The organism is Candidatus Binataceae bacterium (assembly GCA_035508495.1).
Taxonomy (GTDB): Bacteria; Desulfobacterota; Binatia; order Binatales; family Binataceae; genus JASHPB01.
The window spans coordinates 91,297-113,531 of record DATJMX010000001.1; the positions used below are offsets into that span (position 1 = coordinate 91,297).

Sequence of the window (22,235 nt, forward strand, 5' to 3'; positions counted from 1 at the left end):
TCAGTCTAGTTTTGGTCCAAAAAAAGAGCCGGCCTCGGAAGCCGCTCCGCCATTGGGTTTTGTATCGAGCAGGCCGCTCGCCAGAAGCTCCGGACGCGCCACTCCGCGCAGGCCCATCGCGAGGATTTCCTCGGCCAGCGTGCCGAAGTCGCTGTTCTCGGTCCGCGAGGCCATCGCGACGACTTCCTTGATTCCTCCCAGGATCGCATACGAGGCGATTCGGGTGTCGCATCCGCGCACCAGGTTCATCTGGACGCCGAGGTCGAGCGAGCGCTGAATGAGCGCCGCGATGCGGTCGTAAAACGTCTGAATGCGCTCATCGAGCTCGCGATCAAAGCCGGTCGAATGGTTGAGCAGGATGTCGGTCAGCTCGCGCTCGGTCAGCAGATAGCTGAGGACGCGAATCAGGTTGTCGCGGAGCTGCTCGACGGGGTTGGGCTCGTCCGTGCCAACGCGCAGCCGCAGCACGCGCTCTCTCACCTCAGTCACGACCTGTTCCAGCAATTCCTCGAACAGATCCTTCTTGTTCTGGAAATAAAGGTAGAAGGTTCCGCGAGCGATTCCAGCGCGCGAAATGATGTCGGCGACGTTGGTGCGATGGTATCCCTTGCGGGCAAAAATCCGTTTCGCGTGGCGCAGAACCTGCGCGCGTCGAGCCTGACGTTCCACCTTGGGTAGTTACTCCTGACCGTGGCTCACGCTATCGGTGCTCCATGAAAGTGTCAAACACGGCAAGGCTTTTCGTCCACACTCTTCCCGAGGCCAGAGCGGCAGTGTAAGTTTTCTGAGCAGCTTAAGACACGCGGCGCTAATACAAGCGTCATGTGCGGATAATTTCAGCAAGTTGTGGAGGCTTTAGATGGACGAGGCGGCGTTCTGGCAGAGAGTTCACCAAATTGCATCAAAGGCGACTTGGGCGTATCTGGCGACCGCCAAGGGAAATCAGCCCAAGGTTCGCGTCGTGCATCCTGCGTTTGAGGGCGATCGGCTCTGGATCGCGACCGGGCGCACCTCGCCCAAGGCCGCCCATATCGAGGGCAATCCGCGCGTCGAGCTATTCTATGCGGTCGGCCCCGAGATGATTCATCTGACGGTGACGGGCCGCGCCAAGTTCATCGACGATGTGGCCGAGAAGAAGCGCGTATGGACGAGCAAGATCTTCGATTACGATCTTGCACAATTCTGGCCCGCCGGCCCCGAATCCCCGGACTTCGGCTTGCTGTTCGTAGAACCGAAGAAGGTAGAGCTAACCTCGCTCGCCGAGATGACGGCCAACAAGAAGCCCGACATCTGGCGCGCCCCCAAAAAGAAGTAAGCTACACCCGCAGCCCGGGAATCTGAGCGACGAATCGCCCGAGCGCAACTTCCCTTCCCGCACGGAAAGGGGGATGAGAATTGTCGCAGCGGATCAACCTTGATGTGTTGTCGCGGCGGAGCAAGCTTGCTGTTTGGTCCGCAATCCTGCCCGACCTCGGCGCTCGTGCTCCGCAGCGCGCTTCGTGACGATGCCTTTGCGCTAGCGGACGGCGAATACTTTGCCGTCTGACGTGCCTACGTAAATGATTCCTGCGGCTGACGTGGCCGTTACGATCTGGCCGAAGCTGCGGGATGACCAGATGTAGCCGCCGTCGGCGCCGAGCACGATCGCCAGTTCATCGGCGGCCGCATCGAAGACGTCTTGCGCGCCTACGGCAACTATCGGTCCATCGGCGGTCGGCGAGCCGGTTTGTTGCCATAGGATATTGCCGCTCGACGAGATCGCATAGACGGATCCCGCGGTGACGTAGATCGTTGCGCTGTCGCCGATGGCCGGGCCTGCGGAAATCGCTGCCGGCAGGCTCACCTCCCAGTTCACTTTGCCAGTGCTATCGTCGATTGCGTAAACCGCGCCGCTGGCTGAGCCGGCGTAGACGGTGTCTCCCTGCGCGGCGAGGCCGCCCGAGAATCCGCCCGTCGGCGAAAATGTCCACGACGATGCGCCATCGAGCGCGAACGCACTGAGGCCGCCATGCGTGGCGGCGATGACGATACCTTCGGCCGTGGCCGCGGACGCGTCAATACTGCCCGCGCCGACGTTCCATTTCACCTGGCCCGAGGTGCTGACGGATACGAGTCCACTGGACGTCGCGACGTAGATGGTGTCGCCATTAGTTGCGATTGGTCCGGCGCCGCTGCCGACTGCTGCGGTCCACGCGAGGCTGCCGTTGGGATTGAGAGCCTCGAGGCTGGAGCCGTTGAGATACGCGATGAGTCCGTTCGAAGTGATAATCGGCGACGAGCCGCTCGCGACCCTGCGCATCACTTCCTTGCCCTGGTTACTTACAGCATGAAACACGTGATCCGCGGTGATGAAGTAGATCGTTCCATCAACGCCAGCAACGATCTGCCCGCTCAGATTGGCCTTCGCATCGAATACCCACGATTCGATGCCGGCATTATTGGCCGCACTCGGCGTGATCGCCGCCGCATTCTCGACGGCGGATGTGACTGCGGCCGCCGGGGTCGGCGTGGGAACTGTCGTAGGGCAAGCACAGGGAGTTGGAGTCGGAGTGGCTGAGGAAAATACGAGGACAGAAACGGCATCAGTTGAAAGGTTGCTATTGCTGGCTCTTACGCAGGCGCATCCGTCGGCGATTCCAGTGTAGGTACCGGGAGTCGGCGCATTTTGCGGAGGTGCCAGGAGAACGCTTGGATTATTACTGGTGAAGAGCGAGGTTGACGTCAGGTCGGAGAACTTTAGCAACCCAGGTTGCCCGTTGACCTCGAAGGTCCCCTGGTCCCCGAAATTTATGGTTGAACCCACCGTAATCGAAGCTGTTGGAGCAGCGATCGGGCGAGGCGTGAAGGTCGGAGTGGCGGTTGGATTTGTTTGGCCGGTCGTGGGTACGGGAGTCGGCGTCGAAGGAAATGGCGTGCCGTCGTAAAGCGATAGCGCGATCAAAACCGCAGGCGGCGGAAATTCCTCAGTACTGCTCCCGCCACTGCAGCTCATGAGCAAGGCGCCGAAAACGAAAGCGATAACCGGGGCGAGAATCAGCCACTTAATCCGCTTGGACATCGAGGCGAAACGATGACTGCGCAGATCAACGGTGTCAAGCTGCGCGGCACTCTCGCGCGCGCACGGCGTGAATCAGTCGCATAAACTGACAGTTACCCGCATCGAGCGGCATAACGCGTCGCGAATGGAAAATGCGGAGGACAAAAAAATGGCGGGCGATTGATGGAGGGGGGGGACTCCATAACGCCCGCCTGTTCGTAGCGGCCGCTCGCTTAGGCGGCGAGCGGTGACCCGGTTGGTGGGAGGAGCATCCAACCAGTGGGTGCCAGAGCCGTTGAGCACCCGATTATAGAGACGGACTCCAATTCAAAATATTCATCGCGAAAGATTTTCGATTGCCTTCGATTGCGGAGCGACTAAACTTCGGCCCTTGGGAGATAAAAAGATCAATGGAATACAAGCGACTTGGTGCGACCGGCCTCAAAGTTTCGGAGCTATGCCTCGGATGCATGACGTTTGGACGTGAGACAGACGAAGCGACGGCCGCAAATATTCTGGATAAATTTATCGACGCCGGCGGCAATTTTCTTGATACCGCCAATGTTTACGCGGCCGGGGCCTCCGAGGAGATCCTTGGGCGAATCCTTGGGCCGCGGCGCAGTTCGCTGGTAGTGGCGACAAAAGTACGTTTCAACGCCAATGTATTCATCGGCAAGCCGGTCGGTCCCAACGAGATCGGTTTGTCGCGCGGACACATCATGGCTGAGGTAGAGCGTAGCCTTAAGCGGCTTCAAACCGACTATATCGATCTTTACCAAGTCCACAGCTGGGACTTCGAAACTCCGATCGAAGAGACGATGCGCGCGCTCGACGACCTCGTGCGCCACGGCAAAGTCCGCTACATCGGATGTTCGAACTTTGCCGCGTGGCAACTGATGAAGAGTCTTTGGGTGAGCGATAAGCACGGGCTCGCGCGCTTCGACAGCCTGCAGCCGCAATACAGCCTCATATCGCGCGAGATCGAGCGCGAGCTGCTTCCGCTATGCCGCAGCGAAGGAATCGGCGTCATTCCGTGGAGCCCGCTCGGCGGCGGTTTCCTGACTGGCAAGTACAAGTCGGGTCAGAAGCCGCCCGAGGACAGCCGCCTTGCGAAGATGGATCTCTGGGGCCGGCTGGCCGATCAGCGCAATTACACGACGCTCGAGGCCGTCGAGCAAATCGCCAGGGAACGGGGCAGGGCGGTATCGCAAATCGCACTCGCCTGGGTGATGCAGCAGCCGACGGTCAGCTCAACGATCTACGGTGCACGCACCACCGAGCAGAACGATCAAAACCTGGGAGTCCTCGGCTTCAAGCTAAGCGAGCAGGAGTTGGCGACGCTCGACAAGGCGAGCGCGCTGCCCGTCGAATATCCCAATGCGATGCAGGCGCGGCTGCCGGGCTATCGCCCGTAGGTGAAACGATGGTCGTCACGATGAAACGGGTTGTGCTCGCCCTATGTATCGCGCTGGCGGGATGCGGCGCGCAGAAGCCCAAGCCGCTGCCGCTGACGCAAGCTGGGCAACCGATCGTCGTGACGACCGACACGCAGGTTGCGGGGCATCAGCTCAAGACGATCGGCGAGATGCGCGAGGTCAATAGGAACTGCGGCGCTTCCCGGATCGCAATCGGCGCGCTCAAGGAGTTTCCTCACGCTGACGCCGTCATCAGCTATCATGAGCAGCCGGGGCTTTGTCACACGGAGATCGTAGCGGGTGGCGATTACCAGTTTTGCGACGTCATATGTCAGGCGAAAGTCGTAAAGTTCGTCGATCAAGCGCCCGCGCCATAGCAGGTTCGCTATTCGCGATTAAGGTCGTTGCGGCCGATGAATTTTTACACGGTCGCGACGCTCTTCGTATTTGATTCACCGCTCGAGCGTAAAAGATCGCCTCCCATCGGCGGTTTAACGATGGCATGCCCGATGCTCCTCTAGTGTCCGACCTGATGGACCGGAGGGCAGCATCATGAAAACCAGGAAGGCTGGTATTTTGGCATTGGCGATCGCCGCGACGGTTTCGCTGGCCGCGTGCTCGGGCGAGCCGCTGACAACGCGTGAAAAAGGAACGCTCATCGGTGGCGGCGCCGGCGCCGTCGGCGGTGCGGTCGTGGGTTCCGCCGTCGGTGCGCCTGGCGCAGGGGCCGCGATCGGCGGACTCGGCGGCGCGGCCGCGGGCTTTGCGATCGGCAACCATATCCAGAACGAACAAGACCGCCGCTACTACGGCGACTAAGCGCGCAACTTGCTGTCGCAATTCTGCTGACAGTTAGTCTCCAAACTATGAAAATAGCGACCCGCTGCTGCGGCCCTAAGGCGCAGCAGCGGGAGTGTACGACGATTGGATCTGCTGGCTAGCGACTGGCGGTTTGCATCCCTTGTTCGCGCAATTTCGCGTTCTGCGGCTGGTAAGCAGGGCGAGGTGCGTTCGCGCCGTTCTGCGGCGGCCGAACTTCACGTTGCGTCGTGGCGCGAGTCAGCCGTTTCCTGACCAATCTGCCATTGACGCACCACGCGTAAACTCTTTCGAGCTGCTGCTGATCATGTGAATTGAACATCGGCAGTGACGCCACGTACAACTTCATCCTCGCGATCGCATTCGCGATTGTTCCAGCCGGGAGCACGCGGATGATCGCCATCATGCCGTCGTCTTCATGTTCCGCGATATGGCAGTGATAGACGAAATCGCCGATGTCCGCGCCGCGGAAGTCCATTCGCACCGTCACACTCGGATAAGGATGGGCGGGATTGCCGTCCCAGAATGGTATCTGGATGGTATCGAGCATTTGTCCCCCGATGCTGGGGTCGGGCGTGCTGCCGTTGATCTCAAAGTTGTCCTGCGACTCGACCAGGTAATGGATCTGATGAATATGAAATTCATGGTTCTCCAGGGTCTGATTCTGAATCGTCCATTCTTCGACCGATCCCTGGGTCGTCACGATCGCAGGCGGATTGTTTGGATCGAAGAGCGTCGGCGTCGCACCCTGCTCGGTGATGAAGAACTGTGAGATCGGATTGTTCTCCGAGAAGTAGAGAATGCGCGAGGCGACCGGCGCGATGCTGGCAAGTCCGGCGAAGCGCTGTGTCCATTTCGCGCCCCGCGCGGACGGGATCTTCTTCTGCGCGTCGACGCTCGTAAGCGGCAGTGCGGCAACTGTCTGGATCGTCGCGAGGGTCCGTTGCGGGTCGTTATCGCCGTCGGGCCCCGTATTGATGTTGAGCGTGATGAGATCGGCGTTGGCGACGGAATCCGGCGGTGCGTTGACGATGAACTCGGCGCGGCCTGCCGTCGGTATCAGAATGTCAGTCGCGTTGACGATTTGCGGCTGCCCGCTGTAGCTCTGCGATCCGAGCGGAACTCCGTCGAGCGCCACGATCTGGAGATTCTGCGGCGCTCCATCGAACTGTACCTGGAGATCGAGGATCGTATCGGCGCTCGAATTCGATACGCGCCAGAACTGCTGCGTTCCCTTCTGCATCTGCACGATGGCGGGAATTTCCGCCGGGTACGCGATCGGAATGTTGTTCAGCGTGATGTCCCATGAGGGAACATCGCCGCCCGGCGTTGGATTGCCGGCGACGTTCTGATCGCGAATCACCATGATTTGCTGATCGAGTCCGGCGACGGCCGGCTGAAAATTCTCGATACCTTCAACGACGATCGCTCCCGAGCCTCCGCCTTGCAGCGCCGATTCAACCAGCATGTGAGCATGCGGATGATACCAGTAGACACCGGGCGGCTCGTCCGAGGGGAACTTGAGCGAGTAGTGAAAGGCCTGCCCGGAGTTGATCAGGGTGTGGACGATTTCATCCTGATGACAACTTGGCGAGATGTTGGTGCCGTGGAAATGCATATTCAGCGACGAGCCGGTCAGATTGGTGGCGCCGCAGTTTGGCGGATTGATCTGCATCACGACCGGCGTCGAGGGCGTGTTGTTGGTCACGTTGATGATCAGCTGATCGCCCGGATGAACGTGGAGCGTGGGATTCTCCAGACCATCGGGCGTCATAAAGCAGAAGAGCTGGCGCCCCTCCGCATCGGTTGTGGTCTGGTAAGAGAAAGTAACCTTGAGCGTTCCGTTGCTGCTGAACAGGTCGGGCGGGTTTTGCACGAGGCTGCCGGCGACGGCGCGCGCGCAGGCATTCTGCACCGGCGGAATCGGAACTGGACCAGACGATCCCGCTCCCGATGAACCCCCGCAACTCATGAGCAGGGGAGCGACCAAAGCGACCAGGAGCAGGTACTTAAGGGCTGAAGAAGAGCTGCACATTCGATCGAATCCATTCCGGCGCTACGCGCACGACAGGGCGGGACGATAGTGATAATGATTTTCATTATCGTAACGATGCCGAAGAAGTCAAGTTTCACCTAAGTGTGGATTGGCGATTCGAAGCGGACTTCGTGGAAATCGGCCTCTACAAGGACGATCGTGCAGGCCCCCTAGACGACCCAGCGAAGTATCGGTGATGGATGCGAGATCAGCTCGAAATCTGGATCTCGTGATTTATACTCGAGATGGTGCGAGAGAGGGGACTTGAACCCCTACGCCTTGCGGCACTGGATCCTAAGTCCAGCGCGTCTGCCATTCCGCCACTCTCGCTCGAATTAAAAAGTACAGGAGATAGGCGATATTTTGAAGATCGGAATCTCTACGAAACTGCCAAAATGGGGTCCACTTTGGCGTTACTTTGGCGTTTCTCTTCGGCGTCGTGCAAGCAGCGAGCTTTAGGGCGGCTTCTTGCAGCATTGCGGTATCGGTGATCGCGTGGCGCCGATACACCGCTTCGGTTTTGTGGCCGTCATTGATCATCGCCGCGGATCGCGGGACTCCAGCACGCTCGTCGTTGGCGGGACTCACGATCAACACGCGCTCACCGTGCGCACCGAGGACGGAAAACTTGTTCGGTACAACCCGAAGCGTCCCTCAGCCGCGCCCGCAACGCGGCTTCGGCGACTTTTGGCACGTGACGCCGCGCCGCCTCGGCCGCCGTTGTCTCACCCTTAACCAGGCTGATCGCAAGTTCCGCGCGAGATTCAGCGGTCCATCGCTGTACTTCTTTGGACCGTTGTTTGCCTGCCATTTGGCACCTCGCAGGTCTCTTCGACCTAGTACTATTGGTGACTCGATCTCAAAGGGGTGCAGGACACGCCGAGGCTGATACTAAGGTAGCCAGGATTTCAGGAATCTCGAAGACTGCGCGATTGCGCAATGATGCGACCCGCGAGCGAAAATGCGCCAATCGCAGCGGATTGCTCATCATTTCGACGCCTAGAACCACATCGCTAAAGGAACGCAACACCAGACCTAGTTCGTTATCGGCAACCCAGTCGGTGTTGAATCGCTCCTGCAGCATCGTCCACGCGTTGCGTTCGACTATGACCGGCAGTCCCATCACAAGCGCCTCGCTGATGCTGCCGGGCCCCGGCTTCCCAATATAGAAGTCCGCTAAAGGCATCAGACGCGCCATGTCCGGCCTAAAACCCTCGACAGCGCTCCGCGACGGCATTCGCACTTGTTTGAGTTTAGTCGCGAGACCATCGTTGCGCCCGCAAACAAAGATTATCTGGGTAGGCAATCCTGCCGCTGCGAGCCGCTTGGCGATTGTGAGCATCTGGCGTGAGCCGCACCCGCCAAACATCACAAGTCCTGTCGGCAAATCCGGATCAAGCCCTAACCGTTCGCGCTCACGGCGACGATCGAAATTCGGTTCCTCGTAAAATTCCGGACGCACGATCATGCCAGACGTGCGAAAAATCCTATTTTCCGGATGGCCGGCCAGCGTCGCCTGGCGCGCCGCGGCTTCTGTACCGCAGACTAGGTATTGCTCGTGGTGTTCAATCCAGAATCTCGGCGGACAGTCGGCCAGGTCGGTGAGGATCGTGACGAGTGGCGTGCTGGCGCGCGACAATAAACGATCTGCCACCCGGAGGCCCTCGAGCATCGCTCGATTGAAATTGGGAATGAGCGATACGACCAGATCGGGCTGAAGCTTGCGCCAGTAATGGGCAAACGAATCAACGAGACTTTGATGAGTAAACCCGATTATCGCCTGTCCGAGACGCAACATCATTCCATTGCCGATGGTAATCCCGCGCTTGAGAAGTTCGTTATAGAAGTTCTCAATCCGAATTCCGGTCCAGCTGTGGATGGGGTCGCGAGGCCCGAGGACGTCACGAAGATTCACGAGCACCGACTGCCACGGCCGCCCCTGCCTTTCGATAACCACCTTGAGCGCAGTGGCCGATGCCCGATGGCCGCCACCCGCGTCAATGTACACCAGTGCGATGCGTGGTTCGTCCGCTCTTCGATCGCAATTCGATGGATTCAGAGCTTCATTACGCTTGGAGCGTATTTGAAAGTTCACCGGCAGAGTTTTCTCAATCAGATCTTTCTATCTCAGGGATGCACTACTCACTGTCACGGTGGCGGTCCTGTGATTACCTCCAACATCAACACGCGCGCCCGTTGCTCTTCGGCTTCGTGCTGATACTCAGCCAGCTCACGCGCTGACAACGCCTGATCGGCGCTGTCTGCTGTCGTTTTGCATTCGGCCAAATCGTGAGATCGCTGCGCATCGATCGATTGTATTTGTTGTTTGGTTGCTTGGTCGGTGCCATTGAGCTTTGAGATCGCATCGTTCGCGCGTTTGACCGCAGCAGCCATACACTGATCTTCTTGCGCGGCGACTTGCCGGCTCGCCTCTTGAAGCTCCTGCACTCTCGAGAGCCGGCTGTCGTTCGAGGCGCAACCAGCAAAAACGACAAAAGCCGATAGGGCGAATCGCCGTAGCACCCGGGGGCGCGGCCGCGGTCGGTTTCGCAAATCTGCGAGCGACTTGGACAACACGTCAATATGTTGAGGAAGCATTCGGGGGTTGGGCCTGGAGCAGCGGCTGCACCGCAGCCGTCAGGCTTTCTTCGCTGAGGCCATTTTCGTCCGCCAGGAACTTGGCTCGAATAACTCCGGATCTGTCGACGACAAAGGTTTCCGGCAGCGAGCTGGGATCTTCAAAGCCATTATCCTTGGCATCTTCGAGCATTGCGACTGGATAACTGAGAGATTTCGCCGCTGACTCCACATCTCTTCGATCATGCGGACGATCAGCACTGACTCCAATCATCTCGACTCCTTTCGCATGATACTGCTTGTAGAAGGCCTCGAGCGCGGGCATCTCCTTGCGGCACGGAGGACACCAGGTCGCCCAAAAGTTGATGATCACGACCTTCCCGCGCAGAGCGGACAGGTCGAATTTCGATCCTCCAATCTCGTCAACGACCAGCGCCGGTGCCGGCTGCCCGACATCCGCGCTCGCGGATGCCGGACTGCCAGCAGAGCCCACTGTGAGCAGCAGCAGTCCGATCGTGAGCAACAGTTTTTTCAGATGCATCGGTCACCCACTGCTCGAGAGTCAGAAACTGTAACTCAGTATCACCTTGGTCGCGAAGGGCGCGGTCAACTGGTAACCCCTCATGTTTTGAAAAATCGGCACTTCGATATCGGCGTATGTTCGGATTGGTCCGATTCTTATTTCACCTCCTGGTGCGACTATGAATCGGGTGTAACCGCTGTCAGCCGGATCCGCGTTGTTGCCCGTGTCTCGCGTACGATCGGAAGCGAGGAAAGTAAACATCGGAGCGAGTTCCTTGAGAACGCCAACATGGCCGAAGTCATAGAAAGCGCCCACCGCGCCGTCGACCTCCCTGCCTGGAGTGTACTGGTCCTGTTCCCACAGCGGCAGATCATAGTTGACCTGAACGAAGTAGTGGAAAGGACGATCTTTGAAAGTCAGCGGCACCGATCCCAACTTTTGCGGGAACGAACCAAGCTTATATGCCCCCAGCAGCAGGTCAGTACTGCCGGTCCCGATCTGGGTATCACGATCCCAGTATGGAAAGCTCCATTGACCACTTGGGACTTTGACTCCCGCCAGCAGACCGGTCGACATGTCCTCGGTCAGGCCGGTATACATCGCCTGCATGCGGATGTCGCCGATGGAATTGTTGTCGTGCCATTGAAGATCATCATTGTCACCGGAATACGCCCCCTTGTAATCGCGAAACCAGTAGGGCACCTCGGCCATGATGCCCCAACTCCGGTTGAACATGTATTGAAAACCAGCTTCCGTGAAGTGGGTTCGAATATACTTGTCATTGTTATAGACCGCGGAAGCAGGCGTTGTAGCGTGCCAGTTTATGTATTGATCCATGTACTCATATTGCAGCCAGACCTGGCCTCCGGCTCCTGATGGGAACAAGGAGGCAGTGCCGACTTCAAAAACTCCGCATCCGCATGCGCAGGCCCAAGTGATAGCGGGCGCGAAGCAGATGCCCGCCCCAAGAAGGAATAGCATTCCGTACTTAAGCAGAACTTCGAGTCGGTGCGCGATCATCGTCCGAACGACCGAGCGCGTAATAAACTCTTTCATCGTTTTCTCCCTTGCCAAGGCGCACAAAATCTTGCCCATCAGAGCCATGATGCGGCCTCTGAGCGTCGCCGCATCAAAGATCGATGACAAAAAAGGAGCTTCTAGGCCATCGGCTCGGGAGGCGGGCTCTCGGGGGGAGATTTAGGACGAAGAATTGTTGGCGGCGTTACGTCCGACACAATTCCGAAATCCAGCCGCACAAATTCAACTACTGGAGACGAGAGGCGCGCCATCGGTACTGATTGGACTGTATCGAAAGCTTGAAGCGGATGGCACAAATCGAGCGAGAACTCCACGTGTCGAGGAGTGGAGATCAGCGCAAGGCCGGCACCCACAGGCAAGAAACCTGCGAAGAGAACCACGACGAGCGTGAGCGCCAAAGATCGTCGTGTTGGCTTTGTAAAGACGTGGGCCACTTGCTGCAGTAATCGCAGAAATGGACGCTGCGTTCAAGGATACAGTGATTCGGCGCGAGCTGGCATTCGTGGCGCTCGGTCCATTTGACAGAAATGATAAACCGGTGTAGCGCTCTATAGTATGTTGCGGCTTGGTGCGAACAGGTCGGGACTCATCGTGCTAGCTAGCTCGATCGTCTTTGCCGCCGCAGCAATCTCATTTGCCGCCCTCAGAAACGATGCTGTTGGTCTGATCCAGGTTACCGGCAAGGGTACGATTTCCGTCTCCGTGGCAGATCTACGCCCGGGTCAGGCCAGGTTCTACATTTACACCAGCGATGACGGCGCTAATGTCCGTTTCATCGTCGCCCGCGATGAAACCGGCCGCGTCGAGGCGGCTGTTGATGCGTGCGAAGAGTGTGCCGCATATGGACAAGGATACACGTCTTCCAAGGGCTACGTGATTTGCCGCTACTGCGGAAACCGATACAGGATGAGTTCCTTGGCGACCGGTGCGGGATCGTGCGTCCCGTGGAAACTCAACTACGTGATTCGTGGGGACGAAGTCCAAATCAGCAGCGCGGAGTTGACCAAGTGGCGACGAATGTTCTGAGGAGCTAGAGTCGACAGGCAATGCAGCGGTCAGGATCAAGACATGGCGCGGCGATAATTGTCATCGTCGCACTCGTGATTCTTTCCACCAGCATGGGCTTTCTGTCATCAGATTTGGTTCTGGTCCTCGGACCACAGCATCCGGAACTCGCCCTTGATATATGTCATCCTGTGCAGATCGCGACCACGTCTACGCACGTGCTGCTGGTATATCCGCAAGTTAGGAGTATGGAGTCCATCTCCGAAGGATGGAGGGAGTTACCTCCCACCGTCGAATCACGCCTGTTGAAAGGCAGCGTCAAACCGGACGTTCCCCCGCCTAGACAGCTCGTCTGAGTAGTTTGCTTCGCTAAATTTCCGCCGAGTCGTTTGTTGTTCGGTCCCTCACCGAACCCGTAGCTAATTTTGGACGGGTTTTGGTCAGCCACGCGCGGAATTCCGCTTAACCTGATCATCGATCCCGAACGAGCAAACGCTCCGCCAGGAAAATGAACCGCCCATATGACGACAAACAAATCACGGAGGGCTGATATGAAAACCTCACAGCCTCATATCGCTCATTTGTCGCGGCTGCCTCCGTTTATCCTCGCTTTGGGTCTAGCAATTTCGCTCACGCTAGCCAGTTGCTCCAAGGATCCGCAAAGTGAATCGGCTCCAAGGGAGAGCGGAGGGTTTCCTCCTTCCAGCAAGGCGGACTGCCTGCCTAACCTCAGTTTGACGGATCAATACGGCAAAACGGTGTCGCTCGCGACGCTCAAGGGGAAGCCCGTCCTTTTTGACTTTATTTATACCCACTGCCCGGACGACTGTCTTTTGATGACGGCCCGGATGCGAAAAATTGCAGACAAGTTAGGACCTGATCTCGGAAAGAATGTTGTGCTCGTGTCCGTCACAGTCGATCCTGAGCACGACGGTCCAAAGCAATTGTACGATTATGCAAAGGCGCAAGGAGCAGAGCGTCAAGGATGGATATTTCTGACAGGCCCACCTCCGACGGTCGACGCCTTGATGGGCCGGTTCAATTTGAAGCGGGAGCGTGAGGAGAACAACACAGTAGGGCATGTGCTGGAGTTCTTTCTGGTTGCTCCCAACGGGCGCCAGCTTTCCCAATATGTTCAGGAGACCGAAGCATCGGCCCTTGCAGCCGATGCCTTGAGAGCGGCCGAGATGGACTAGCAAATCAGAGCCACTGGTTGGTGGTTGGAACAACGGTTCTTCAACTCCATTTTCCAGGGAGACGATTGGACAATGCATTCGAAACAATTTGCCACCAAGCGCAACTTCGATTCTGTTCGCGTCCAAAAGAGAAGCAAATCCGGACTTCTAGCAGTCGTGGCATTGACGCTTGTCACCGTAGTCGGATGCCGATCGCAGTCGGGAGCTTACAATGCCACTAACAACGCCAATTGCTTGCCCGATCTGAACTTGGTCGATCAGACCGGCAAGAACGTCAACCTGTCATCCCTCAAGGGAAAGCCGGTCTTGGTGGATTTCATATACACGTCCTGTCCAGGTCCCTGTTTGACACTGACGGGGCGGATGAATGCAATTGCAAAGCAACTCGGACCAGCTCTCGGAACGCAATTCACATTGGTGTCGGTTTCGATTGATCCGGAACATGACGGACCTCAGCAGATGAAACAATACGCGGACGCGCACGGTGTCAATCAGCCAGGATGGTTGTTTCTTACCGGTCGTCCCAATGACGTAGATGCTCTGTTGTCGGCCTTCAAGTTACGCCGGGAGCGGGAGGACGATGGCTCAGTGTCACACGTCGTTGGAGTTTTCCTGCTTGATTCGCATGGCAGAGAGCTGCGTGAGTATAACGGAGAAATAGTAAAGCCAGACGAGGTGGCAGTGGATCTTCGAAAAGCTCTGAGTGCGAGCTGAGCGATGCCCAGGGAAAGGCGGCAGAGCCACCGGTGGTGGAGACCCGACGAGCAGATACGCTCGCTCTCGCTCGGTGCGCTTGGTGCTCTAATGCTGACGGTAGGTGGCGGCGTGCTAGTTTGGCACCTGTTAGCCCCCGAACCTTTTGGTTCGGCGCCGTTTTGCATCAGTGGCAAGTGCTGCATTGTGTGTCCCACGCGAGGAGTGCGAGCGGGCATACAATCCACCGATCCGCTAGTGCTGGATCCTTTTCAATTCATCGGTCCCGCACGAGAAGCCTATATTGTCGCCAAGCAGAACCCCGCACTGCTCGCAAAGCTCCATTGCTATTGCGGTTGCGATCGGGTGCTGGGTCACAAGAACCTGCTCGACTGCTATCGCGACACGCATGGCGCGTCGTGCGAGATTTGCGCGGGCGAAGCGATGGACGCTGCCGAGATGGCGAAGGAAGGTTCTCCGGTCGATCAAATAAGAGATGCACTGCGCACGCGGTACGGCCATCGCGAACAGTGAGGTTGTTCGAGTATTATTCGCCGCATGATATCTATTGAGAAGAGCACCAATAACCCTTTGTGCTCTGGCGAGAGCCGAAAAGAGCGATCCTTTATCTAAACATCAAACCAACAGGAGGACGTAACATGAAGCGTTCGATTTCTCTGGGATTGGTGATGCTCCTCGTGCTCATGGCTACGCGATGCTTGGCCGAGGATATCTCCCAAACCAAAACCGCCGGACCTTACCGCGTCAAGCTTGAGCTGTTGCCGCCTGAACCCTTCTCCACCGCGAAGCAGGTTTCCGCGGGCGAGGCCAAATCGGGCATGTTGATTCTCGGTGGAGCTGAGCCTGTCCAGCCCGACGCTCCCTCGCATCCTAATCATCACCTGGTCGTCCATGTCTTCGACAAGGCGACCAACAAGGCGCTCACGAACGCCAATGTGAAGCTTTCCTATCAGGCTCTGGACAGCTCGGGAAAACCGGCCGGAACACGCCAGGATGTACCAGTGGTAAGGATGCAGATGATCAGCACGGGCGCAATGGGTGCGATGAGTGGAATGAGCGGGATGGCCGGTGATTCCACGACCCACTACGGCAACAACGTCAGCTTGGCGCCGGGTGATTACAGAGTGTTGGCAATAGCGAACGGTCACCGCGCCTCCTTCATAATCAAAGTGGCGGAGTGACGATCGAGATCTGGCCACAGGAAGTTAGAATAGGCTTCGTAAATGAATACCCGTTCGAGTGTAGTCGGCGACTTCCTGTATGTTATCGTTCTCGCTTTTGGGTCGCTTCTTATCGGACTTGGTATTAATCGGTTTCGGTCGACTCCCTTGCCGCTAGTTTATCAATCACCCGAGCAACGCCTTTCGGCCGAACTGGCGCATTTGGTTGCGGCACCACCGATGCAACTCAACGGCTCGGATTCGATCGGATTCAATAAATTTCGGACGATATTTCAGAGCGGCTCGGCGCTGATTGTAGACGCCAGGGACAAGACATTCTATGACCAGGGTCATATCCCGGGGGCTTTGAGTCTGCCGCGCGACGACTTTCCATCGAGTTACAAAGCGCTCCGGCCCACGCTCGACCAGCATCGCGATCAACCGATCGTTGTCTATTGTTCCGGTGGCGACTGTCATGACAGCCGTCTCGTGGCCGGCGCACTACTTAGTCTCGGATACAGTCAGGTTCAGGTGTTCACTGACGGTTGGCAGGGATGGACCGACAATGGCATGCCTGAAGCTCACTAGCGGATTGATGGTCCGATGAAATTGTACAATAGAATCATCGTTTGGATAATGTCTGTAGCGGTGGGGGGGCTTTTCATCTATGCGGGATGGGCTAAAAGTTTCGGGCCGCAAGCTTTTGCCGACAGCATCGCATCGTTCAAGATTTTGCCCGCCGGCTTGATTGTGCCAGCAGCCCTGTCGATACCGCCCTTTGAGATTCTGGCTGGGCTCCTCGCTGTGACAGGATGGCACCGAAGGGTTGGACTGCTCGCCATCGCAGTGGCGACCGCTGCCTATTGCGTGGCGATAGGGTCAGCATTGGTTCGCGGCCTCGATGTCAACTGTGGCTGCTTCGGACCGGTGTCGAATCTGCGACCCGGCACGGAGCTGCTTCGCGATCTGCTAGTCCTGGCGTTCTGCGTCGCAAGCTACGTACTCGCATTGAGCGGTCTGAGTTCCTCTGCCGGATCGGATCTCCTCGATAGTTCAAGCAGCTCCTGATCAACGCTTGTTTTGGCGATAGCCGATACGTTCGAACTTGGCCGATTCGAGGAATTCTTACTTATTAAGGCGAAAGCACGCTACCAATTGCGGCGATCGCGAGCGCGAGAGCGATATCGCGAGGGAGCTTAGAAATCGCGAGCTTTAGGCCTGCTCGAGAGAGATGAAGCTGGTATCGACAGGTGTACCGGCGACCTCGAATACACGAGTCGTCAAGACTGGAATCGCTGCCATTGCCAGAGAATTTCAACGACTTTGGCGTCAGTTTGGCACAACCGCGGAGACGCGGCCCCGTCGATTCAAGAAGGTGCTTCCGCTGGCGGTCGAAGTGCTCTTATTGATAGGCTTCGCATTTGCACGCTGTGCGCGTTGCCGACAATGAGAAAGCTGATCTCAGCCGCACTAATTGTCAAAGACGAGGCGAGCCATCTCGCTGCCTGCCTGCAGAGCCTCGAGAGCCTGGCTGACGAAATAGTTGTGGTCGATACTGGTTCATCTGACGATAGCCGCCAAATCGCGATGGCCAGTGGTGCGCGGCTGTTTGACTATCGATGGCGCGATGACTTTTCGGCTGCGCGTAACTATGCCCTTGACCAGGCCGAGGGCGACTGGATCCTCTACATAGATGCGGACGAACGGCTCCGTCGCTATGATCGCGCAAGTCTCGAAGTTGAGCTCAGCAATTCGCTCTTATGCGCATGCACGGTGCGCTTTCATCCTCGCACTGGCTTTACTGCCTATCGTGAGCATCGGCTCTTTCGGCACGAATCCGATATCCGGTTTCAAGGTGCCATCCACGAGACAATTTTGCCAAGCCTCGACAACATGGTGACCCAGCATCATAGAGTTGTGGGTGCTTCGGGACTGACTATCGATCACCTAGGATATGACGGTGACCAGTCGCGCAAGCTCGAACGAAATCTGAAACTGCTCGTGAAGCAACTGCAGGTCGATCCGGACAGAATATACTTGTGGTGGCACCTGGGCGTCGTCCATTTGCAAATGGGCGAGCGGGCCGAAGCGGAGAGCGCCTGGAGGCGTGGCATCGAAATTGGGCGCCGCAGCCTCGTTGCGGGGCCGGAGGCGAGTCTTTGCTTCATCGAGTTGGCAAAGTTGTTCGAGCTGAAAGGGGACGTGGCGCGAGAGCTGGTCGACGAGGCCGCCTCGCTCCGCCCGGACAATCTACTAGTTGAATGGATGCGTGCGCGGATATTGGTCAACGGAGAGCGATATTCTGAAGCAATTCCCATTTTCGAACGTCTTGCTCGCATTGACGCCCACAGCTTGGTGCACGATGTGTCTTACGATCGGCGGATTTTCGGCGCGTGGGCGGAGGCTGAGATTGGTCTCTGCAAGTTCAGAATGGGCTTGTTCCAGGACAGCGAAAAACATTACCGTCGCGCTGAAGAAATAGAACCCGGGTGTCTTGAGTTCAAAGTGAAGCGCCAGCTCGCGGCCGCGCGTGCCACCACGGCGTTAGGCTAGTGCTTGTATGTCGTTTCGCTGGACCGGCGCGAGTGTTCTTTGCAGAATTGTCACTAGCGCCTCGCCGCAGCCCTCTTGTAAGCTTGGACGAGAGCTGAACTTCCTTGAACCGGGAATTGAAGGAGCACCTCGCGGCCGCGGCGCGGACTGCGGTCAACTTTCCCGACGAGCGATTTGTCGGACGCGGCATCGTCATTTGCGCGGGCGGGGCGAGGCTCTTTACCTGCGCGTGGGTTTTGATCGGAATTCTCCGGCGCGAGCTCGGATGCACGCTGCCCATAGAGGTCTGGTACCTTGGACCTGGCGAAGTAGGCCTCCCGATGCGCGGGTTGCTCAACGATTTGGGCGCGCAACCAGTTGACGGATTCGAGGTAGCCAAACGTCAACAGGTTGAGCAGCTCGGAGGCTGGGAGCTGAAGCCGTATGCGTTGATGAATTCGCGGTTTCGTGAAGTGATTCTCATTGACGCTGACAACATTCCGCTTAGGGATCCCGCATTGCTCTTCGAAACGCCAGAGTTCTGCGCGACCGGCACGATCTTTTGGCCTGACCTGGTAAAGCTCGCGCCCAACAACCCGGTATGGGAGCTTGCCAACATTGATTATCGCGACACTTGGTCAATCGAGTCAGGGCAGATGGTCCTGGATAAATCCCGATGCTGGCGGGCGCTGTCGCTCACGCACTGGATAAATCAACATTCAAACGATTTCTATGAGTTTCTTCATGGCGACAAAGATACATTCCTGATCGCTTGGTTGATTCTCTCTCAGCCCTACCATTTGATCCCGCATCGGCCGAAACTCCTGGAATCCACGATATGTCAACGCGATCGCGAAGGACGGGTACTCTTTCAGCATCGCAACATGGCGAAGTGGATCCTGAACGGCGAGAACCCGCGAATCGAGGGGTTTCGACTTGAGGATGAGTGCCGCGGATTGTTACGGGAGCTATCGCGTCTGTGGGATGGAAGAATATTCAATCCTCCGGGACGCTCCGAAGTCGCTCGCAGACTGGAGGATGATCTTTCGCGCGTTCGGCATTTCCGCCTGGTGCGCGTTTCCTCCAATGAGGGTGTGGTCGAACTGCTGGCGGATCATCGCGTGGTCTCGGGAGCTAGCCTAACCGAGCGCTATTGGTATGTCGCTGATGGAGCACACGGCCCTGAGTTGCGGCTCGAAGGAAACGGCATTGAGAGCTGTGCTCTCGAATTTGCTAACGACGGAATATGGCGCGGCAAATACCTGCAGCGACCTTACATGCCGATCGAACTGGTCCCGGTGCCTCCTGATTTCCCGGCACAATCTCGCGCTACCGGAGACCCCGCCGATTCTCTGATGCCGCTCGTCAAGCGGATTCTGGAAGCAGGCGAAGCGCTGCCCAGTGACCGCGAAGTCGAGCGCGACATAGTTGGCGCACTTCGCATTCTGGCGGCAATTGATTTCGCTCTGCTCGATCGACTGAAGGAGGAGCAGCAACGGGTGCCGTCCACCTCGTCTCGTTCACGGATAATCGCAATGGCTCTAGAGCGCCTCGCCGATACCTCCAGGCGCCCAGATAGCGGTGAATTGAAACCCGGGCACAACTGGCTGAGTGCGCCAGATTTGAACTGGGAAGGCTACAAGCGCGGGTAAGAGAGATCGAAGTCAGCGGAGAAGTCTTCGCTATGGCGACCCAATCAGAGTCGGTCCTGATACTTACGCCGGTCAAAAATGCAGCGCGCTTCCTCGATCGCTATTTTCGTAGCATCGCCAACCTGACGTATCCGGCCTCACTGATTTCCCTTGGCTTTCTTGAAAGCGACAGCACCGACGAAACCTACGAGCGGCTTGCGGGGCGGCTTGACGACCTGAAGGAGCATTACGCTGGGGCTGAACTTTGGCGGCGCAATTTCAATTTCCAGATTCCGAATGGTCTGCCGCGATGGACCCCTGCGTTCCAAATCCCCCGGAGAAAAATCCTGGCGAAGGCAAGAAACCATCTGCTGTTCCACGCACTCAAACATCACGATTGGGTTCTGTGGCTTGACGTAGATGTGATCGAGTATCCACCTGATTTGATCGAGCGGTTAATCGCGACCGGCCGCGACATCGTCCATCCGCATTGCGTTAAGCGCTACGGAGGCCCGACCTTCGATCTGAACGCGTGGCGAGAACGCGGACAGGTTCATATGGACAAACTGCGTGGTGGACCGGATCTCGTCCGACTGGACGCCGTTGGCGGAACGGTGCTGATGATCCGCGCCGACGTGCATCGCGATGGGTTGATTTTCCCCAGTTTTCCTTACGGCGCGTCCAACCCGGCGGTCAGACGTCCACACCCGTTGAAAATCGACGGCGAACTCGAGACCGAGGGCTTAGGGATCATGGCGATCGACATGGGATATCAGTGCTGGGGAATGCCGAATCTCGAGGTTCTACACGCTCTTGAATGAACCGCTTGAAAATCATCTCACCGGCAAGTTCGATGCCCTCGGTTCGCCACCCTCTATTCTCGCAACCGACTTCTCCGAGGCTGCAGTGAAAAGAGTCGGAAAGCTGGTCTTCGTTGAGCGAATCCGATTGCTGTGCGACGAGTTCGAGGTGCGCACCAACTCGAGGGCTTTCATAGATCGGCTGGCCGCGCTGAATTTGAGCGTTGAGCAGGCTCTCCCCCTGGTTCATCACCGCGCATTCGCTGTCGAATGGGTCGACGGAGAGTATCGTCTGAGCGGTGACGGCATGTATGACGAATATGAACTAAGTGTCACAAGAGCGCTGGAAACCCTGTTAGACTTTATGCATCGACGGACTATGACGACCCTGGCTGACCACATTGGGATCCGAGCAGCACTTGGAAACTACTCAGGGAAATCTTTTCTGATCGTGGGCGCGAGACGGTCCGGTAAATCAACCTTGGCGGTTCGTCTGCTAATGGGTGGGACTGAAATCGCCGGAGATGAACTCGCACTGCTCCGACAATCAGTTGCGTTCGCGTTTCCGCGCCGGTTTCTGCTGGGTGGAGAGAGTCTGCCGCTCCTGCCAAAAGCCGCTGTCTTTGAAGAGGCAGATTCGGCAGAGGTTGCCCGGCCCGACCGTCTGATAACGATCGAGCCTCAGGACTTCGGAAAGAAGTGGCTGATCGGTCCGGCACCCGTTAACACAATCGTGTTTATTGAACCGAATTTTGGTCAACGGAGCAGGCTCGTCCGGTGCGGCAAAGTGGACATGGTTCGCCGCGTCCTTCCACACTGCACGGCGCCGGTATCGATGAGAAAAGATTGGGTGCGCGAACTCTCTGCCACGATCGATCACGCCGAGACGTACGTCGTCGAGCTAGGCGATCCCGACGCAGCTATGAATGCGATCCAGGAAGTACTCAATTAGTTAATGGCTACTGGACAACACCTCAATCTGCCGGAATCAACTAATCATCTGGCTTATGTGTTCTATGCAACGACTCACGCGTATGCAGTTGCGGTGATGGTATTCGTACGAATGCTGCAACGGCTTGGGATGAGGTCCGATGTCGATCTTCTGGTTCTCCATTTGCCTGTTTCAGGCCGCGTCCTTAGTCAGATGCGGGCGATGGGACTCACGACCATCGAGGTCGCGCCGCTGCCGCATATCAATCACGCATATTTCAAAGACTGCCTGGTCAAACTTCGTATCTTTCAATTGACCCGGTATGAGCGCGTGCTCTTCATTGATGCCGATTCGATACCATTGAAGAACCTCGATTACCTGCTTCGTTTTCCTTTCGACGGACCGGTTGCGGCGCCAAAGGCATATTGGTTACCGCAGCCATTCTGGACTACTGCGTTGTTGCTCATACGTCCCTCGGACGAGAGCTGGAATCGGCTCAGCCGGCGCATCGCTACTGCGGCCTACACGAACTCTTACGACATGGAAATTGCAAACGCAGAGTTCGGTTCTGAAATCACAACTCTTCCGCTCAACGTTTTCAGCCTGAACTCCGAATGGGAAGATCGTCGGCGTCCGGGTTTTTTTGGCGATTTCGAAGACAGTTACTCAAAGATATCGGTGGTTCACTTCACGGCCCTGGGAAAGCCATGGTTCTACTCGCCAGAGGATGTCCGCCGCTTGCGACCCGATGCACATCCGGTCTTCTATCGGCTCTGGGAATCATGGCGGACAACCAGGGAAGAACTTTCAGCGTAAATGAAT

General features: G+C 57.2%; 23 protein-coding genes and 1 tRNA gene. 15 read left to right on the plus strand and 9 right to left on the minus strand.

The genetic code is table 11. The annotated features are described in order from the left end of the window. A complete protein-coding gene (locus tag VMA09_00410; protein ID HUA32038.1) occupies nucleotides 1-669 on the minus strand; it encodes a TetR/AcrR family transcriptional regulator in 669 nt (222 codons plus the stop codon). Between the two features lie 190 nt (nucleotides 670-859). On the opposite strand from VMA09_00410, the gene VMA09_00415 reads away from it, so the two are divergent. Further along, a complete protein-coding gene (locus VMA09_00415; protein HUA32039.1) occupies nucleotides 860-1,315 on the plus strand; it encodes a pyridoxamine 5'-phosphate oxidase family protein in 456 nt (151 codons plus the stop codon). A 201-nt stretch (nucleotides 1,316-1,516) separates the two neighbouring features. Here VMA09_00415 and VMA09_00420 read toward each other — a convergent pair whose 3' ends face one another. After that, on the minus strand, nucleotides 1,517-3,058 hold the full coding sequence (locus tag VMA09_00420; protein HUA32040.1) for a PQQ-binding-like beta-propeller repeat protein: 1,542 nt from the start codon (nucleotides 3,056-3,058) through the stop codon (nucleotides 1,517-1,519). Nucleotides 3,059-3,447: 389 nt separating this feature from the next. On the opposite strand from VMA09_00420, the gene VMA09_00425 reads away from it, so the two are divergent. From VMA09_00425 to VMA09_00435, 3 genes are all read left to right on the plus strand, one after another. Then, nucleotides 3,448-4,452: an aldo/keto reductase gene (locus tag VMA09_00425; protein ID HUA32041.1), complete on the plus strand. Its 1,005-nt coding sequence runs from the start codon at nucleotides 3,448-3,450 to the stop codon at nucleotides 4,450-4,452. Between the two features lie 20 nt (nucleotides 4,453-4,472). Further along, nucleotides 4,473-4,829: a hypothetical protein gene (locus VMA09_00430; GenBank protein HUA32042.1), complete on the plus strand. Its 357-nt coding sequence runs from the start codon at nucleotides 4,473-4,475 to the stop codon at nucleotides 4,827-4,829. Nucleotides 4,830-5,004: 175 nt separating this feature from the next. Continuing rightward, a complete protein-coding gene (locus tag VMA09_00435; GenBank protein HUA32043.1) occupies nucleotides 5,005-5,271 on the plus strand; it encodes a glycine zipper domain-containing protein in 267 nt (88 codons plus the stop codon). Between the two features lie 118 nt (nucleotides 5,272-5,389). On the opposite strand, the gene VMA09_00440 is transcribed toward VMA09_00435, so the two are convergent. The 7 genes from VMA09_00440 to VMA09_00470 all read right to left on the minus strand — a co-directional run bounded on the left by VMA09_00440 (nucleotide 5,390) and on the right by VMA09_00470 (nucleotide 11,510). Further along, complete coding sequence (locus VMA09_00440) at nucleotides 5,390-7,306, minus strand: multicopper oxidase domain-containing protein (GenBank protein HUA32044.1); 1,917 nt, start codon at nucleotides 7,304-7,306, stop codon at nucleotides 5,390-5,392. A gap of 246 nt (nucleotides 7,307-7,552) precedes the next feature. Further along, nucleotides 7,553-7,636, minus strand: a tRNA-Leu gene (locus VMA09_00445). Then, entirely contained in the window at nucleotides 7,601-7,846 is a 246-nt protein-coding gene (locus VMA09_00450; protein ID HUA32045.1) for a hypothetical protein, read from the minus strand. The genes VMA09_00445 and VMA09_00450 overlap by 36 nt, the downstream gene beginning before the upstream one ends. Nucleotides 7,847-8,165: 319 nt before the next feature. Beyond that, on the minus strand, nucleotides 8,166-9,314 hold the full coding sequence (locus VMA09_00455; protein ID HUA32046.1) for a glycosyltransferase: 1,149 nt from the start codon (nucleotides 9,312-9,314) through the stop codon (nucleotides 8,166-8,168). 140 nt (nucleotides 9,315-9,454) lie between these two features. Continuing rightward, on the minus strand, nucleotides 9,455-9,700 hold the full coding sequence (locus tag VMA09_00460; protein HUA32047.1) for a hypothetical protein: 246 nt from the start codon (nucleotides 9,698-9,700) through the stop codon (nucleotides 9,455-9,457). 184 nt (nucleotides 9,701-9,884) lie between these two features. Further along, nucleotides 9,885-10,424: a TlpA disulfide reductase family protein gene (locus tag VMA09_00465; GenBank protein HUA32048.1), complete on the minus strand. Its 540-nt coding sequence runs from the start codon at nucleotides 10,422-10,424 to the stop codon at nucleotides 9,885-9,887. A 21-nt stretch (nucleotides 10,425-10,445) separates the two neighbouring features. Further along, on the minus strand, nucleotides 10,446-11,510 hold the full coding sequence (locus VMA09_00470) for a hypothetical protein (GenBank protein ID HUA32049.1): 1,065 nt from the start codon (nucleotides 11,508-11,510) through the stop codon (nucleotides 10,446-10,448). Nucleotides 11,511-12,035: 525 nt separating this feature from the next. On the opposite strand from VMA09_00470, the gene VMA09_00475 reads away from it, so the two are divergent. The 11 genes from VMA09_00475 to VMA09_00525 all read left to right on the plus strand — a co-directional run bounded on the left by VMA09_00475 (nucleotide 12,036) and on the right by VMA09_00525 (nucleotide 22,229). Then, a complete protein-coding gene (locus VMA09_00475; GenBank protein HUA32050.1) occupies nucleotides 12,036-12,470 on the plus strand; it encodes a Fe-S-containing protein in 435 nt (144 codons plus the stop codon). 530 nt (nucleotides 12,471-13,000) lie between these two features. Further along, nucleotides 13,001-13,645 (plus strand): SCO family protein, encoded by a 645-nt coding sequence (locus VMA09_00480; protein HUA32051.1) that lies wholly within the window; start codon nucleotides 13,001-13,003, stop codon nucleotides 13,643-13,645. Between the two features lie 72 nt (nucleotides 13,646-13,717). Then, nucleotides 13,718-14,359, plus strand: coding sequence for an SCO family protein (locus tag VMA09_00485; protein ID HUA32052.1), 642 nt, complete (start codon nucleotides 13,718-13,720; stop codon nucleotides 14,357-14,359). Nucleotides 14,360-14,596: 237 nt separating this feature from the next. Continuing rightward, entirely contained in the window at nucleotides 14,597-14,872 is a 276-nt protein-coding gene (locus tag VMA09_00490; GenBank protein HUA32053.1) for a CYCXC family (seleno)protein, read from the plus strand. A gap of 125 nt (nucleotides 14,873-14,997) precedes the next feature. Next, the gene (locus VMA09_00495; protein ID HUA32054.1) at nucleotides 14,998-15,540 is read left to right on the plus strand and encodes a hypothetical protein; all 543 of its coding nucleotides are present in this window, start codon (nucleotides 14,998-15,000) and stop codon (nucleotides 15,538-15,540) included. A 42-nt stretch (nucleotides 15,541-15,582) separates the two neighbouring features. Further along, nucleotides 15,583-16,107 (plus strand): rhodanese-like domain-containing protein, encoded by a 525-nt coding sequence (locus VMA09_00500; GenBank protein HUA32055.1) that lies wholly within the window; start codon nucleotides 15,583-15,585, stop codon nucleotides 16,105-16,107. Between the two features lie 858 nt (nucleotides 16,108-16,965). Then, on the plus strand, nucleotides 16,966-18,072 hold the full coding sequence (locus VMA09_00505) for a glycosyltransferase (GenBank protein ID HUA32056.1): 1,107 nt from the start codon (nucleotides 16,966-16,968) through the stop codon (nucleotides 18,070-18,072). 116 nt (nucleotides 18,073-18,188) lie between these two features. Beyond that, entirely contained in the window at nucleotides 18,189-19,703 is a 1,515-nt protein-coding gene (locus tag VMA09_00510; protein HUA32057.1) for a hypothetical protein, read from the plus strand. A gap of 32 nt (nucleotides 19,704-19,735) precedes the next feature. After that, the gene (locus tag VMA09_00515; protein ID HUA32058.1) at nucleotides 19,736-20,503 is read left to right on the plus strand and encodes a hypothetical protein; all 768 of its coding nucleotides are present in this window, start codon (nucleotides 19,736-19,738) and stop codon (nucleotides 20,501-20,503) included. After that, nucleotides 20,496-21,434 (plus strand): hypothetical protein, encoded by a 939-nt coding sequence (locus VMA09_00520; protein ID HUA32059.1) that lies wholly within the window; start codon nucleotides 20,496-20,498, stop codon nucleotides 21,432-21,434. The genes VMA09_00515 and VMA09_00520 overlap by 8 nt, the downstream gene beginning before the upstream one ends. A 3-nt stretch (nucleotides 21,435-21,437) precedes the next feature. Then, nucleotides 21,438-22,229: a hypothetical protein gene (locus VMA09_00525; GenBank protein HUA32060.1), complete on the plus strand. Its 792-nt coding sequence runs from the start codon at nucleotides 21,438-21,440 to the stop codon at nucleotides 22,227-22,229. Nucleotides 22,230-22,235: the final 6 nt, after the last annotated feature.